The sequence below is a fragment of the Actinomadura pelletieri DSM 43383 genome (assembly GCF_003634705.1).
Classification (GTDB): domain Bacteria; phylum Actinomycetota; class Actinomycetes; order Streptosporangiales; family Streptosporangiaceae; genus Spirillospora; species Spirillospora pelletieri.
This window is the reverse complement of sequence record NZ_RBWU01000001.1, coordinates 1-14,322: the sequence shown is the minus strand read 5'-3', so window position 1 is coordinate 14,322 and position 14,322 is coordinate 1. Positions and strand designations below refer to the sequence as shown.

Sequence of the window (14,322 nt, the reverse complement as noted above, 5' to 3'; positions counted from 1 at the left end):
CGGTCCCGAACCACCAATGATCGCGTGGGGCAGTGGCCGGATCGGCCTTACCGGCTCTGTGTCCGAAGGCGTATCATGAGGGAGCGATCGGTCTCCTACTGTGTTCTGCTATCTAGTATGGGATTTGATCAAAGGGGTCGACCCCCGCGTGCGGGGGTCGACCCTCTTGCATCCGGTCACATGGTGAGAACTCGCTTTGGCGGTGGCCGCTCCTGGTTCCTCGCGCGTGTCCCAGGTGGACGCATCAAGTGTCGGGGGTCATCGCTGCGACGAATGCGTTGAGCTGCCCGAGGAGCGAGTTTGCAGATTGCTGGGCTTCACGGAGGATCCCAAGCGCTGCATCAACTCCGCACACCGCATCCACGCCGAGTTGACCGACTTCCATCGCTGGGCCAGCGAGAGTCACCGCCACAGGGGCGCTGACGTGCAGTAGGAACCGGTAGCACCAATCATTGCCGTCGTCGATAAACTCAATAGCAGTCGTGGCGTGTTCGGAATGGGATAGCACATCCTTCTGATCATGGGCTCGCTCGATCAAGCAGGAGACAGCGTCTTCCTGGCCCGGCTCACGGGGCCGCCAAGCAAGATGGACTTGCGGCCCTATTCTCCTCCCTTGGTTCTCAATTGGGTTATCCAGATCAACCAGTTCGTGCGCGACGACAAGCTCGCTTAGCCACTCCCGCGCTGCCTCCTCGTTGAGGGTAAAGGGCTTCATCACCATTCTCCAATTTCGATATGATTCGGGATCTCCAGCCCATCAACGGCTAGCGGCCCATCGACCCGGTTGATCGCCTCAGCTTCGGCGAGAATCTGTGCCATAGACACATCGGGCCTGAACTGGTGTTCCATCGCTGCTTCCAGTTCCGCACGGCGGCGGGCGCCAGCTGGGTCGAGCCGGGCTGCGGTCACCAGATGCCGACGACCCGCCAGAACACAGAACCGGCAGGAGAGCCGGGGCAGCACGGCATAGATTGGATGAATGCGGGTACGTGCCTTGGCGAGTCGTGCCCAGACCTGCTGCACTTTCCAGTCAAGCAACGGCAGCCATTCATCGACCTCGCGCTTGGTTTTGTTGGAAGCGCGGGCATCGTTTCTATAGGGGACCATGGCTGCCCGATCGATACTCTCCTCAGCCCGCATCCCCATAATATTTAGAATCCGCACCCTGCGCCCGATGATGCCCAGAGCTCGCTTTTCAGCCACGAGCCGGGTCATGAGTTTGTGTACAGGGGCCCGCTTCATGTCACTTGTGCAAAATCTACGAGCCTTGTCCGGCCACTTTTGCTGTCGTCGAGACTCGATGTGCTCAGTCAGCCCTTGCTGGCGCATCGCTCCTGCACCGTCTGGCACTTGACGGAATACGATCTCATGGCGTACGCAGTAGTGTGCTGCGTGTTCGGCCGCTAGTTGTTTGGTCCCCGGCCATTCATCCTCATCGCCGAGGTCGCAAAATACGGTGACGACGCGATCGCCGACGCCAGCATTTTTTGTGGCTTCTACGACAACGTCGAGCATTGCTTGAGAGTCTTTTCCGCCAGATATGTTACAAAGAAGTATGTCGTAGGTTTTCAAGTCCGGTGGTGCGCTGTAATCGGCAGATAGGTGTACTGCGTTGTTTGGGTCGGTCATGTCCGCACCTGGTCTTGCGAGAAAGATTCGCACGCCCGTAATCCGGGGAGGGACGACGCTGATTCATGGGGCACTGATAGTCGTGAGAAGTACCGCTCGACTCAGCCTGCGGCGGCGTGGGCCGGTCATTGCGCAGAGCAGCGCCCCTGCCCTGTCACAGGGCGAAATCGTCCTGGCTGGTAGAGGCCAGCAGCCGTTTCTGGCGTGGAGCAGAGGCAGGGAGCCTCACGCGGTGACCATAAGTTGCTGCTGTGTATGGGGCTGCTCGGCGAGAGGGATTGCAGTTATTGGCATGGTGCCAACCGTTGACGGCGTCGGTCTCAGATGACCCGTACGACGCGGGCCAAGCGACGAAGACGTCGTCGGAGCGTCGGGCCTTGGAGGTTTTAGACCGTGGTCAAGTGGGTGAATACCTCTTGCGCGATCTGCTGGTTTGGAAAAAACTTCGTGCGAAGTCTTGGGGTGTTTGGCTTGGGTTCCAAGAGATCGCGGACGATGAACCACCGACCGGCGCTGCCCTGAAGCTGGTAGCGATATCCGTGTACCTCGGCCACATCGATGACGCGGATACGCCTGTAGGGTGTGCTCTCGGGAATATCGGGCCACCAGGACAGAGCATCAGGGATCCAGCGATCTGCTCGTTCCCAGAGCCGGAGCAGTTCATCGGGCGTGTGGGGGACTTCCACGCCGTCGTCGGTGCGGATCGTGGTCCACCTGGAGCTGAGGCCGAACAGGGTGCGCTGCTCGATTCTGACGACCTTGCCGTGGTTGCGTGCCCGCTCGGCTACTCGGTGTCCAGGTTTTCGCGTGACTCCGTCGCCAACTTGCACGCCTTTTCCTCCCTTCTTCTGCTTGGGCTGCCCACGAAGGGGCCGCCCTTCTCGGTTGCCGCTCTTGGTCGTGGTCAGGCACTGCGGACTGCGGCGCGTGGGGACGGGAGACGCGAGGCCCGATGGGTGAACTGCGACCCGAGCGGCCCATCGAGAGACTCGGGCAGGGAGGCCCTCCCATGGGGATGCGGCCACCCGACGCCCATCGATGCGAACACACGTTCGGCCTGTTGTGGTAGGTCGGGTAGAACAGGGGCTATGCCCGTGATCGCACCCGTTGTCTTCTCGGCCACCGCAGGGGGCGCCGTCTTCCTTCTGCAATGGCAGCAGGCACCAGACGGGGCATGGGGCGCCGAGGTCGCGTGGATGGAATGGAGCGGACTTCAATGGCAGGGTCGACGACGACAGGTGATGGCCGACGACCTCACCCGCATCGAAGGTCAGGACTACAGCCGAGTGCCTCGCCGACGGGCCAGATGGCCGCGCTGAGCATTGTGGTAGCGATCACTGCGAACCGCGCGTGTCCCGGTCGTCGGCAGACCGGAAGGCGGCAGACTCGGCTGCTTCGATCGTGGAGACCGGGATAGGACCCGCGGTCAGGTCGGGGATCTGGTCAAGGCCGAGCGGCCGCCCCCGAGCGTCCAGCTCGACCACGCGGAACGTCATAACGATCTTGTTGTCGAGGCATACGTCGAACCGTCCGCTCTTGACGGCCTCGGCGGCCTCGCGCAGCGCTAGAACCCGGCCGAAGCTGGACAGGCCGGGCAGGAACAACGCCAGGGATTCCAGCGTAAGCGCCAGGTCAGCGCAGGCATCCCCGTGGTTGGTGTAGCTCAGCTTGCTGAGGCGCGCTGGTTGGTACGCGTGCTGAGAACGGATAACCCAGCGAGGAAGCTGGTGAGACACGACGACACCTCCCTTCATCTGCGATGGCTGACGGAATACACCCAGAAGTGCGGTTCTCGAAATACAGAAACTTGAGGTCGGCTGTCTAGTGCAATTTGATCTAGTGCCTTTGAAGGGACGCTCAATGAGTTGGTTTCCCACGACCCAGATATCGAACGGCAGCTAACGGTAGCTAGCGGAGCTGCGCTCGGACCGGCCCTGCCCAAAGTTTGGACAGGGCCGGCAGTTGTCACTTACGCGCATGTCAGGACGGATCGGCGCGCCGGTGAAGGTATGCACGAGGACGAATGAATGGTGGTCCGGAACTAGGATGGACTGTTGGAACCATCGTGGCCTTGAGTGAGCTTCTGCTCGGCGTAGCCAGTGGCCAGTTCCTCGGGTGTGATGTTCAATCGCACATGTTTTGGTGGAATGCCCGCCACGATGACGTCACGGAGCAGGTGCGCCATCGTGTAGGCCGGGTCGGCGGCCTCGGCGCGGTCGAGAGCGACATTGGCCAGTCCGCCGTCTCCACTGGCGAATGCGGCGTATGCCAGCAGGCTTGCCGGGGCGGCGGCGTAAGGCTCTTGAACCCGGCGGGTCATGTCCCGCCAGAACGCGATGTGCTGGTGCAGGTGATCGACGTCGATGCGCACCCACGCCTCGTCGCGGAGCCGAAGGCTGAGCAGTAGCAGCCCGAGCCAGGCGGCTTCATCGTCGGTGAGCCGCGCCCGACCGTCGCGGACCCGGTCGGCGAGTTCCGCGATGAACCTCCGCCCTTCGTCCACCACCTGGGCGGCGTTGTCGGTAGCCGAACCGTTGGCGGTCATCTGTTCACACATCCGTTGTTCGGCGCGTTGGGTGGCCTGGTGCATCGCCGTGCGCGCAGGCCCCTGGAGAGGCGCGACTGAGTCGATGAGTTCGTCGCGGTTGTGCAGGACGACCTGTCCGGCCAACGTCGCCTGTGCGGCGATCACGCTAGTGCTGATGTCGTAGGCGGTGCCTTCCGGCGGGCAGCAGGCGGGGTCCTGGCAGGTGTAGGACCACCAACGCCCTTGGTCGATGCGCAACGCTACCCACACCGGCAGTTCGGCCTGCTCTGCGGCTTGCGAAACGCTGTTCATCGCGGGAGTGACCAGTTCCTCGGGTCCGTAGCCGAGCAGCAGCACCGCGGACATCTCGTTGCGTTTCAGCATGGACATCAAGCATTCGTCGACCGATTCGGCTCCCTCAGCACTGCTGAGATCGCTGGCATCGACGTCGGCGACCTGATGTGCCGGCGTAAGATCGCGCCGCATTACCATCACCCCTTCCTGGTCGGAGATACCGACGACCACCAGGCTGAGCGAAGGGTGGAAGCCCACCAGGTAGGCCGCCACAGCGATCGCGTCCACAGGGGAGCTGACAACCAGGCGTGAAAGCTTGATCCCGTCACCCACCTTCTCTGCTGTGTCCTCCGGTACTGGGGTATTCGGCCTCGGCTCACGCTCGCTCGGCATTAGAAATCACATCCCTATGTGTCAATCGGAAAAGGTGTCGGACAATGGGGGAGAGGAGAGCGCGCGGGTCCGTGTTAACCGGAACCCGGCACCTGCGCCGAGGTGCGGTCTCCCGCGGCCCGGATGTCGCGGAGTTCCACGATCAGTTGCTTGGCCAGCATCCGACGCAAGGCACTGTGATTGGTCAGTGGCACCATGACATTGCGGGCGCAAGGTGCGGCCTGTCCAAGTCGGTACAGGTCGCCATGAGCGGCGGCAGGTACTGCGGCCGCCGCCGTGACGGGGACGGAGCCGACTGTCCGCAGATGCGGGCAAGAACTCGCTGCCAGGGACCAGCAGGCACGACATGTGGGCGGCGTCGGCACCAGGTTGGGTTCGGTCGGATTGGTCAGCAGCGGCCATTCATCTCCCGGCAGCAGCCAGGCGATTCGACCGTCGGTCTCGGCTGCATTACCACCACAGACTTGGCAAATGCCGCTGGTCATGCAGGCCAGCTGCCGCCCTGTATGGATTTCGGCGAATTCCGGCTCGCCTGACCTGCCGGTTCGGTTGCGGTACCACAACGCGCCGAAACGTCGGTCGGTGGGCAGTTCGCGGCGGTAGGCCAGCCGCCCCTCCTGCCAGCCGAGTCGCAGCGAAGGGTCGACCTTTTCTCCGGTCCAGCGGACCACCCATGGAACGGGCAAGCCTCGCCAGACCGCAGGAGTTGGCAGGTGCGTATCAGGCATGTTGCACTCCTTTGTTGCTTTCGGTGGAAAGGGGCGGTGACGACAGAATTGGCAATCGAGTGCGCTGCGTGTAAGTCCCTCGTCCCGACGGGTGAAGGCGAGCGTGAGCAGCTGGTCGTACTCGTCCTGGCCGATTCTTTCGCCGAGTTCCTCAAGGTCGCCCACCAGGCGCACAGCATGGCTGCTGGCCGTTTTGGGGTTCAGCTTGGTAGAGCAGGGACCGCCGGGGTAGCGGGCCTTGAGTGGTGCTCGATGACGTATTCGTCGCTGCCTTCGTGGTCCCGCTTGGCAACGTGCATGAGCGCCACACTTTTGTCCTGGTCGCTCATGTCGTCCCAGCCCGGGGCATGACCATGTGCTGGGCGTTTGGTCCCTGTGGTCGCGGCGCACCGCGCTCTACGGGGCTCCTTGAGCGATTGCGTCAGTTGCGCTGCGCCTGAGTATCGCCAGGGCAGGTCGGCGTGGTCAGGCCGCTGTGTCATTGGTGTCGTCGAGCCAAAAACAGCGGCGGCAAAAGCGTGAGGTCGAAGCGTTGATCCGGCCGCTGATCAACTCCAGAACGACCTGAGTGATGTTGAAGGGCTGGAATTGTTTAGAGGGTGCCGCTCTCCCGACTGCGTCCGGGCACATCGGGTCGACGTGCCAGCACCACGACTCGACCAGCGTCTTACCGGTGGACCACAGGTACTCCCAGTGCTTGCTGACCACTACGGGGAAGAGCCGGCCGAATCGGCGCAGGTTCTCGGCCCGCCGCAGGTTCTGCCGGTGCATGTTGTGCCCGGGGACGACGTCCAGCAAGGTTCGGCTGGTGAGGACCGGACGTTGGTTGATCCTCACCACGACCGCATCGCCGCCGTCGGCGGGTACCACCCACCGGCTGTTGCCGATGCGGGGCGGGCCCAGAGACCACACCTGTCCACGCCGTAGGACGATCTTGTCGTCACGGCTTTCGGCGAAGGTGACCCAGGCGCCGACTCCGTATTCTTTGGGTTCATACAGCTGTCGAGTCCGTTGCGGGCGCCGCCAGGTGCGCGCTTTCGGGGTCCGACCCGGGGGCCGGGGCTGGGTGCGCCCGTGCACGTCCGCCATGTGCTCAACGAACTCAGCCGGGAGGTCGAACTTCGTGTCGCAGAGCCGCATCTGGCCGGTGTCGTCCCGGTAGGCGAGTCGACACCGCGCGAAGAATCTCCCGACGGTCACACCACTTTCACGCATGCGTGAACACCCCCCTTCAGGGCGATGGAGAACCGGAACTGGCCTGCTTGAGTCAGCTGTTCGGTGGTTCGCTGAAGCCGTCCCACAAACGCACAGCGATGGTGATGTCCTCAGGGCTCGGCGCGGTGCTGCCCGCGAGATCAGCGAGGGTCCAGGCCAGGCGAAGCACCTGGTCGAGGCCGCGCGGAGTCAGTTGGCCGCCGGCCAGCGCGGCGTCGAGTATCGCGGTCGCCTGCGCTGGTGGGGTGAAACGGCGCCGCAGTTCCGGGCCTGGGATCTCGGCGTTGGTGCGCCACGGCGTGCCCGCCAGCCGACGCGCGGCGCGGTCACGGGCTGCCTGGACCCGGTCGGCGACGCGTCTGCTGGACTCGGCCGCGGCCAGATCACGGCGAAGCTCGGTCGGCGATGCCGGGGTGAGCCGGACCTTGATGCCGACGCGGTCCAGCAGCGATCGCGGCAGCCGGGCCAGGTAGCGCTGGCGGACGCCGGGCGGGCACATGCACGCCTGCGAGCCTGGTGCGCCGCACGGGCACGGGTGGGCTGCCAGCACCGCGATCGGACGAGCGGGAAAGGTCACGATCCCTTCGGCTCCGCTGACGGTGACCGTCCCGTCCTCCAGAGGCCGGGCCAGCGACTTCAGCGTCTGGACGGAGAATTCGGGCGCGGCGTCCAGGAACAGCACTCCTCGGTGGGCGAGGGCGACCGCCCCGGGGCGAACGGCGCGGCTGGTCCTGGCGCCGAGGACGGCGCCGCGCGGATCGGTGTGGTGCGGCGCGCGGAATGGAGGCCGGACGATCAGAGGCTTGTCGGGTGAGAGGAGACCCGCGAGGGAGTGCAGGGCGGTCACCTCCAGTGCGGTGTCGTGATCGAGGTCGGGCAATAGGCCCGGTAGCCGCTCGGCGAGCATGACCGCACCCGTGCCGACGGGGCCGACCAGAGCGAGGTGGTGACCGCCCGCGGCGGCCACTTCGATCGCCTCGCGCCCACCGGCTTGCCCTCGCACCTGAGCTAGATCCAGATCGCCGGGCAGCCCGATCGCGGGGTGGGCGGTGGGGTGGTAGTAGCTGTCGTGCGGATCGTCGCCGCCTTCGTCGGGCGGTGACATGCCGCGCAGCTGCGCGATCAGCCCGCCCAGCGAGGTGACACCGATCACGTCGATCCCGGGCACCAGCGCTGCTTCAGCGGCATTGGCCTGAGGGACGACCACTACGCTGACACCGGCGTCGACGGCTGCCAGCACGGCGGGCAGCACGCCGTGAACAGGCCGCACCTGCCCATCCAGTCCCAGCTCTCCGATCAGCGCCATGCTCGCGCACGCTTGGGCCGGGATAGTGCCGCTGGCAGCCAGGACGGCCACGGCGATGGCCAGGTCGAAGACGCTTCCCTGTTTGGGCAGGCTGACGGGGAACAGGCTGACCGCGATATGGCGGTGAGGGAACTGCTGGTCGGAGTTGATGATGGCGGCTCGAACACGATCGCGGATCTCGTTACGGACCGTGTCCGAGAGCCCGATCAGGTGCAAGCCGGGCGTCCCATCGGTGATCGACCCTTCGACGTCGACCACGACGGCCTCGATGCCCACCAGCGCGATCGCGCGCGTACGGGCTATACCCATGGCACATCAAACCTTTCGTCGGGGGTTGAGGCGAGCAACGACAGCTAGACGAGATCAAGCCCCGTCCAAATAAGTGGTTCTCCGCTCGGGAGAACGCACGTGCGGATTTGCGAGAAATCCGGAGCCCCCGCAGGAACCCACGGGCATAAGCACGAAAGAGTGCGGGCAGTAGCGATCCTGATCCCCAGCCCTTTGTGGGCTAATTTCCGCTATCGAAATGATGTTTCTCGCTATTGGCGCGCGTCATTGCTTCGCGGACCTCCTGGGCCGAAGCGCGACCCTCGACCTTGTTATAGGGGATCGTGTCCGTGCTGACCTTCTTGTCCTGCGGGAACTGCCGACGGGCATCGGCTACGGTGTAGATCTCGCGAGTGACTCCGCCGATCATCCACGGCACCGTGACCGACTTGTTGTTGACCCGCATGACCTCAAACCAAGTCCCATGCCGTTTCACGAAATCACCCACGCTGAAATCGTCCTTGCTCCAGACCTTCTGCCCAGCCTTTTGCCTGTCGGTGACCACGTCGCGCCAGTAGCCCAGCTCCCCATCGAGCTGGATGAGGTCGGCGGTCCACCGGCCCGCATCGGCCGGGGCAGGGGCGACCTTGCGGTAGATCTCGCCGCCGCGGCGCATAAGCGCGGGCCCGCCGTCGTCGTCGACCCACCGGTACTCGCCCTCCAGCAGCCGCACCAGTCGCCGGCGCTGCTGCTCCAGCCGCTCGATCCGGCGCAGCACGGTCGGCAAAGCCTCCCGGTGGCGCTGGTGGGCCTGGGCGGCCCGGCGGCGGCCCGCCCAATACCGGACCTTGTCCTGTTCAGCCATGGAGGCGTCGTGGGCGCCCATCATCCGGCGGTGCGCGGCACGCGCCGAGTCCGAGAGCAGCGGTTGCCCCAAGGGCCAACTGCCGGCGGACTGGCGGTAGCGCGCGTACGCCGCTTCAGAACGCGCCGCCGCATTACCCGCGTAGTCGCCGTAGCGGTCTGCACGCTGGTCGGCGCGTTGGACGCGCTCGGCTTCCTGCTCGGCGAAGCCAGTCGCAGGCAGCGTCGTGTCATCGATGTCGACCTGGACGTCGTGCCCCGCCGCCCGCAATGCCCGCGCGGCTTGCTCGATCTCATACCGTTTGGCCGCCTTGAACCGGCTGCGCTGCAACCCGATCCTGCCGATCGAGCGCATCCACCGCCATCCACACCGCAAGTCGCGCAGTACCTCATAAACACCATCGCCCTTTTCAGATCCCTCGATCAAAGTGCCGTCGTCACGGGTATGCCTGATGACAATTGGCATACCAATCCCTCCAAAGTCCTAAAGAGTCGAAGCTGGGCATTTCCTGGGCAGGTGAAGAAACTTCTACAAACTCCGCATATCGGGCGCCAGTGTTTAGATCCGGAAACTACCTAGACCCGCTAGACTCCCTGGAGTTGCCGTGGACCTTTCTGGCTGATTCCGGAGCCGGGCTGGTTCGCGGAGGATGTCAGGAGTCCAACAAAGTCCCTCCCGTGCCCATCCGGAATTTCGATTCACTACTCATCCAAGGAAGCCTGATTGTTGGGCTTCGGTGGGAAGTCGCGCTCGAAGTTAAGGCTGAAGACCTCCTCGCCCAAAGTGATGACAAAACATTGATAGCCGCGCTCGGCGGCGACACGCAGATCATCGAGCAGATTTGATTCGACCAACTCCAGATACTCGGCGAAGTCGTCGCCGGGCAGCCCGGTGCGGTTCCACCGGCTCCACCAGTCTCCGCATCGGGGATCGAAACCACTGGCATAACAGAGCGGGACGCGGCCCTCGGCGTCCCTCGGGGCGTTCTTGTCAGTCGACATTAAGTAGACGCCGTCGTCGCGGACCAGGATCAGGCAAGGTCCGGCATCGACCTCGAAACCTGGGTGATTCAGGGCTGGACCGGGTTCCCAGCGTGTGGTGTGCTCATTGGCCGCAGCGGCATCTTCAGCCAGCCGCAAGACCGCGGCCAACCCGAAGCGAAATTCGACCGATGGTCTGGGCATGCCAATGCAATCCTTTCATCCTGGGAATGACGCTTTCATCGGCGCCATGGGAAGCGAGAAGGTGCGCGAACTGATTAGCGATCAACCGTTAACGCAGGATATGCGGCGGCGGAGCCCCATTCGTTGGCGCGGCGACGGAATCAGAGATCAGGGGTGAGCTGGGGCGCACTGGCTTGCTACTCGCTGCCGCGCAGTCGCGCTTCCCAGCAACACTCGCCGCCAACCCAACCGCCGTCATGCAGGTGAGCGGTCGCCTTGTGGCGAGTTCGCCACAAAACTTGCAGCGGATCGTCGCGGGATACAGCGAGCAGCTCGATGCGTGGTCGACGCTGAGCATTCCCGGGTTGGCGTCATTGATCCACTCGCTACATTCGTCGCAGAGGGTGGCGGTGCTAGGGCTAGGATCGAACTCTTTCGCTTGAGCCTCGGTCAAGACATCTGGAGCTGAGGCTGGCACCCGGTAAGAAGTCGCGGTTGGCTGACCGGCTTCTCCTTTGTGTTCAAAGTGAACCAGCCGGTTCCTTTCGTGCATCGTCCTCTCTTCCCACTCTAATCTGGCGATGTGCCCTTGACTGAACCCGCTGATCGACTGCTGGCTTTCATTGCGGCGTCATCGACGGCACAGCCATCTCTGGAAGTGTGAATGGTGGTGTCTGATAGGCCGCACTATCTGCAACCGAAGGCTGGGCGCTCCGGCGGCTCGCTTGCTTGCCCTGGCAGTGCTCGGAAAACGATGAACAGAAGAGCGTTTACGGCCTCTGAGTCGATCGCGACGGAGTCGGCGGTGGGTATTCGTAGACGAACACGGTTTTAATCCCATCGGCCATCGTGTTCGCTCTGGAAGGGTTGCTCCAGGTGCCCCCGCCAGCCCAGGGCTTGCACACTCCGGCTTTGCGCCATCCGTCAAATCGGTAGAGGTTCCCGGTCTTGCCGGGCAATGCGTAACTGACCGCGGCCCGGACGGGCCAGTAGTCCCAGCGGGGCGCCAGGTAGTCACGCCAGAGCCGGAGCATGACTCGCATGATTCCTGGATGCTGCGGGTGGCGCGCGATCCGGGCGAGGTCGACGACCTCGCGGCGCGCGAAACCAGCGGCACGCGCGCCGACCGTCGAGCCGGACACCGCGACAGCGACTGCCTGGCCGTCGATCGCCAGACCCCACGCCTGATAGCCGAAGGGGCGGGTGAACGGGCCGAGTGGGTGCCTGAAGGCCACGAGGAGCTCGTTGGCCTGCTGCTTGGTGACCGGTGCGAAGAACAAAGGATCGCTTTGACCACGGTCACAGCCCGCCGGCCATAGCGTGCCTGGCAACGCGAGCTGTTGCTGCTCGCCAACGACGTGAATCGGGCTGGCGCTGTCCGTACTGGCCAGATCATGGTCCGATCGGCCTCGGTCGTCCATGGAGCCTCCCCCTGTTGTAGTCGGACGGGGGGATCTTGCATGCCTAGAATTGGCGACGCCAAATGCGGCTAGCTGAAGGGAATGCGCGAATTTTTCACCCAGGTGTCAACCGGTGGCGACCATAGTTCGCGGCGGCGGTTCCTCTGATGGGTCGGTGTCGTCGAAGAGGACCTCGTCCCCGCACATCACGCGCAGCGGTACCGTCTCGTCGGGCCGTAGGAGGGCGGCGTCAGTGGTGTCGAGGTGGATGGAGACTCGAACAGTTCGCGTTGTGGGGTCGAGGTAGGTGTAGACCTGAATGCCTGCGACCTCGATGCACGGCAGAGTGTCCTTGTCGCGCATGGGGTGGAAGGCAGCGGCGCGGTTGGCCCGCTCGCAGTCTTTCGTGTTGGGGAATTGGTAGCCGTGCGCCGTCACGAGCCTGGTGCCGCTAGGCGGGGCGCTCGTGCGGATTTCGTCGGTGTACAGGGTGTAGCCCTCCTCGCCGCGCTCCTGCTCGGGGCTGTAGTACAGGTCGACGGCTTGGCGGTTATCGGTGGGCGGTTGGTTGGGAACATCGTCCCGGTCGGCGATGCTGTCCCAGCTCGACCGGGCGTGCTCGGCCAGGGCCCGCAGGGCGGAGTTCCCGTCGGCCCAGAGCGTCACCTCGTCACTGTGACGGTCCCAGCGGCGTAGCACCCACGCCCGCTGCGGGCTTGGCCCGGGGATAGCGGTCGTCATCGGGGCGCCCGGCTCCTCGCCTGCGCACTCGGCGTACATGGCGTGGCGGGCACGGTTGAGAACTTGCTGTTGGCGTTCGGACAGGTCGCCAACATCAATCTGTTCCCACAGTTCGACGGCGGTCTTGATCAGACACTCGATGTCCAGCGGCGCGAACAGTTCGGTGATCATGGGGAACTCCTGTTCTGACGCGATCTGCACGACACCTCCATATGGATCTCCAGTCGCTTAGGCGAGGCCGTCGCATAAGCGAGGTCCGGATCACCCGGCCTGTCTGCGGCGATGAGGGGTAGTTTTGATAGGATTAGCTGGTTTCACCAAGTGGTCTCTTCTGGCGGTGATGTGGGGAGGTCGTAGCCGAGTTCCTTCAGCCGGTCGATCGCGCCGACCGGTAGGCAGGTTTGTGGCGTGCGGTAAATCCAGTACCACGCGAATGGGCAGCGACACGATGTCGGTTCCACAATCGCGTCGCGGTGGCAGCGATCCGTGCACTGCGAGGGGATCCCCGGGTGGCAGGGGAATTCAGGGCAGTCGATGACCACCACGTCGGCGTTTCGTCCGTGGGCGTCCCACCAGTTCGGCTGGTTCAGGATCGTTACGTCGAAGGCCACCAATCCCTGCTCCGACTGGGCAAACCAGAGGTGATACAGCCATGCCGCTGCTTTTTCCTCGGGAAGGCTTTCGGTGTTCAGGACGTAGGTGTAGGGCTTCTCGCCGTCGTGGCGCTCTGAACCGGACACGTTGATGGTGTATGGCTGCATCGGCGGTTCTCCTTGCCCTTTAAGATTCATCTCGCTTTCGCATAGCCGGGCCTGGAATATGGGGAGTTGCGTGACCACGACGGCGGCGCAGCGTGAGGTACCGCGTGGGGTAGCCTGAAACGTGGTCCTTGCTCGGGCCCGCGCATCGGCCATCAGGGACGCGCTGTCGGTTGGCGTCATGCCCTCGCTTGCGCGGTGGTGGGTTTCACAGTTCCGGGGTGTCTCCCGGCGCGGGGCGTGCGCCTTGCCAGGTGCCGTTGGGCAGCAATTCGTCCAGGAACGCGCTCAGGCTCTTGTGCAGGACCGTGGTGAGGTTGTTGTGGCCGTGCTCGTCGCAGATGATCTCAGCTGCTTCGTCGCCGACTCCGTAGACCGACCAGGTTCCGTCGGCGTGCAAACTGAGCCACAAGGGCGCCCATGCCTCGATCGCGCCCGCACAACCCGGGTGACGGCAGCCGACCCGATCGGGCTCTCGCGGCATGTCAGGTCACCTCGATCCTGCCGGTGAAGACATCCTCCAATTCCAGGCTCAAGCTGGGGACGCAGCGTTCGGCCAGTGCGATCTGGATCATTGCGTCGGCGAATCGCTCGGCCTCGGTGCGGGAGATCCATCGCCGGCCCTCGTCGTCGTACCCGGCGGCAACCCAAGCCTCGATCAGCAGATGCCGCGCGGTGTCGGCCTTGGACCGCGCGATGCGGGCCTCGTCCTCCGGCCGCATTCGCGTATCGGCCATCTGCCGTTGCTGGTGGTTGGTTTCCGTTTTCTGGAGCATGGTTGCCGAACGGGCCGCGTCGTCCTCGCGCTCGCCCGCCAGCCGGGCGAGTGTCTTGAGCATTTCCCGGACTGCCCGCGGCGAGTCCTCGGTGATGTGACTCTTATGGATCATCGACACTCCTCCCAGTATCTCGGGTGCAGGAGCGGGCATCCCGGGGCACTAAGACGTCATCTCATTTGGGTTGGCGCCGGTAGTCTGCGGCCGTGGAGATGGTCGAGCGGCTGGTGCCGGAGGAGTTGTGGGAGCTGTTCCAGCGG

General features: G+C 64.1%; 15 protein-coding genes. All 15 read right to left on the bottom strand.

The annotated features are described in order from the left end of the window. Positions 1–244 precede the first annotated feature (244 nt). The 15 genes from BZB76_RS00070 to BZB76_RS00005 all read right to left on the bottom strand — a co-directional run bounded on the left by BZB76_RS00070 (position 245) and on the right by BZB76_RS00005 (position 14,176). Positions 245–721 carry a hypothetical protein gene (locus BZB76_RS00070; protein ID WP_121432243.1) on the bottom strand — a complete coding sequence of 159 codons (477 nt, stop codon included), beginning with the start codon at positions 719–721 and terminating at the stop codon, positions 245–247. After that, positions 715–1,629: a phosphoadenosine phosphosulfate reductase domain-containing protein gene (locus BZB76_RS00065; protein ID WP_121432242.1), complete on the bottom strand. Its 915-nt coding sequence runs from the start codon at positions 1,627–1,629 to the stop codon at positions 715–717. Before BZB76_RS00065 ends, BZB76_RS00070 begins: the two co-directional genes overlap by 7 nt. Positions 1,630–2,015: 386 nt before the next feature. Continuing rightward, entirely contained in the window at positions 2,016–2,459 is a 444-nt protein-coding gene (locus tag BZB76_RS34025) for a hypothetical protein (protein ID WP_147449235.1), read from the bottom strand. A gap of 504 nt (positions 2,460–2,963) precedes the next feature. Beyond that, a complete protein-coding gene (locus BZB76_RS00060; protein ID WP_121432241.1) occupies positions 2,964–3,365 on the bottom strand; it encodes a hypothetical protein in 402 nt (133 codons plus the stop codon). A gap of 305 nt (positions 3,366–3,670) precedes the next feature. Next, positions 3,671–4,783, bottom strand: a complete 1,113-nt coding sequence (locus BZB76_RS00055) for a DUF4192 domain-containing protein (protein ID WP_170180438.1) — start codon at positions 4,781–4,783, stop codon at positions 3,671–3,673. 134 nt (positions 4,784–4,917) lie between these two features. Beyond that, positions 4,918–5,736 (bottom strand): hypothetical protein, encoded by an 819-nt coding sequence (locus BZB76_RS34020; protein WP_147449234.1) that lies wholly within the window; start codon positions 5,734–5,736, stop codon positions 4,918–4,920. Positions 5,737–6,036: 300 nt separating this feature from the next. Further along, entirely contained in the window at positions 6,037–6,711 is a 675-nt protein-coding gene (locus tag BZB76_RS00045; RefSeq protein ID WP_147449233.1) for a hypothetical protein, read from the bottom strand. Between the two features lie 127 nt (positions 6,712–6,838). Next, complete coding sequence (locus BZB76_RS00040; RefSeq protein WP_246006674.1) at positions 6,839–8,368, bottom strand: YifB family Mg chelatase-like AAA ATPase; 1,530 nt, start codon at positions 8,366–8,368, stop codon at positions 6,839–6,841. 232 nt (positions 8,369–8,600) lie between these two features. Then, a complete protein-coding gene (locus BZB76_RS00035) occupies positions 8,601–9,689 on the bottom strand; it encodes a DUF3560 domain-containing protein (RefSeq protein WP_121432236.1) in 1,089 nt (362 codons plus the stop codon). Between the two features lie 236 nt (positions 9,690–9,925). Beyond that, positions 9,926–10,408, bottom strand: coding sequence for a DUF3085 domain-containing protein (locus tag BZB76_RS00030; RefSeq protein WP_121432235.1), 483 nt, complete (start codon positions 10,406–10,408; stop codon positions 9,926–9,928). A gap of 749 nt (positions 10,409–11,157) precedes the next feature. Further along, on the bottom strand, positions 11,158–11,808 hold the full coding sequence (locus tag BZB76_RS00025; protein ID WP_147449232.1) for a hypothetical protein: 651 nt from the start codon (positions 11,806–11,808) through the stop codon (positions 11,158–11,160). A gap of 105 nt (positions 11,809–11,913) precedes the next feature. Beyond that, positions 11,914–12,699: a hypothetical protein gene (locus tag BZB76_RS00020; protein ID WP_147449231.1), complete on the bottom strand. Its 786-nt coding sequence runs from the start codon at positions 12,697–12,699 to the stop codon at positions 11,914–11,916. 143 nt (positions 12,700–12,842) lie between these two features. Beyond that, positions 12,843–13,289: a hypothetical protein gene (locus tag BZB76_RS00015; RefSeq protein ID WP_121432232.1), complete on the bottom strand. Its 447-nt coding sequence runs from the start codon at positions 13,287–13,289 to the stop codon at positions 12,843–12,845. Between the two features lie 205 nt (positions 13,290–13,494). Then, complete coding sequence (locus BZB76_RS00010) at positions 13,495–13,770, bottom strand: hypothetical protein (RefSeq protein ID WP_147339710.1); 276 nt, start codon at positions 13,768–13,770, stop codon at positions 13,495–13,497. A gap of 1 nt (position 13,771) precedes the next feature. Next, the gene (locus BZB76_RS00005; protein ID WP_121432230.1) at positions 13,772–14,176 is read right to left on the bottom strand and encodes a hypothetical protein; all 405 of its coding nucleotides are present in this window, start codon (positions 14,174–14,176) and stop codon (positions 13,772–13,774) included. Positions 14,177–14,322 lie beyond the last annotated feature (146 nt).

Excerpts from the sequence above, each read along its gene's own strand:
- BZB76_RS00020 (WP_147449231.1), bottom strand. The coding sequence starts at position 12,699 with ATGATCACCGAACTGTTCGCGCCGCTGGACATCGAGTGTCTGATCAAG.
- BZB76_RS00035 (WP_121432236.1), bottom strand. The coding sequence starts at position 9,689 with ATGCCAATTGTCATCAGGCATACCCGTGACGACGGCACTTTGATCGAG.
- BZB76_RS00045 (WP_147449233.1), bottom strand. The coding sequence starts at position 6,711 with ATGCGGCTCTGCGACACGAAGTTCGACCTCCCGGCTGAGTTCGTTGAG.
- BZB76_RS00025 (WP_147449232.1), bottom strand. The coding sequence starts at position 11,808 with ATGGACGACCGAGGCCGATCGGACCATGATCTGGCCAGTACGGACAGC.
- BZB76_RS00010 (WP_147339710.1), bottom strand. The coding sequence starts at position 13,770 with ATGCCGCGAGAGCCCGATCGGGTCGGCTGCCGTCACCCGGGTTGTGCG.
- BZB76_RS00065 (WP_121432242.1), bottom strand. The coding sequence starts at position 1,629 with ATGACCGACCCAAACAACGCAGTACACCTATCTGCCGATTACAGCGCA.
- BZB76_RS00030 (WP_121432235.1), bottom strand. The coding sequence starts at position 10,408 with ATGCCCAGACCATCGGTCGAATTTCGCTTCGGGTTGGCCGCGGTCTTG.
- BZB76_RS00005 (WP_121432230.1), bottom strand. The coding sequence starts at position 14,176 with ATGATCCATAAGAGTCACATCACCGAGGACTCGCCGCGGGCAGTCCGG.
- BZB76_RS00015 (WP_121432232.1), bottom strand. The coding sequence starts at position 13,289 with ATGCAGCCATACACCATCAACGTGTCCGGTTCAGAGCGCCACGACGGC.
- BZB76_RS00070 (WP_121432243.1), bottom strand. The coding sequence starts at position 721 with ATGGTGATGAAGCCCTTTACCCTCAACGAGGAGGCAGCGCGGGAGTGG.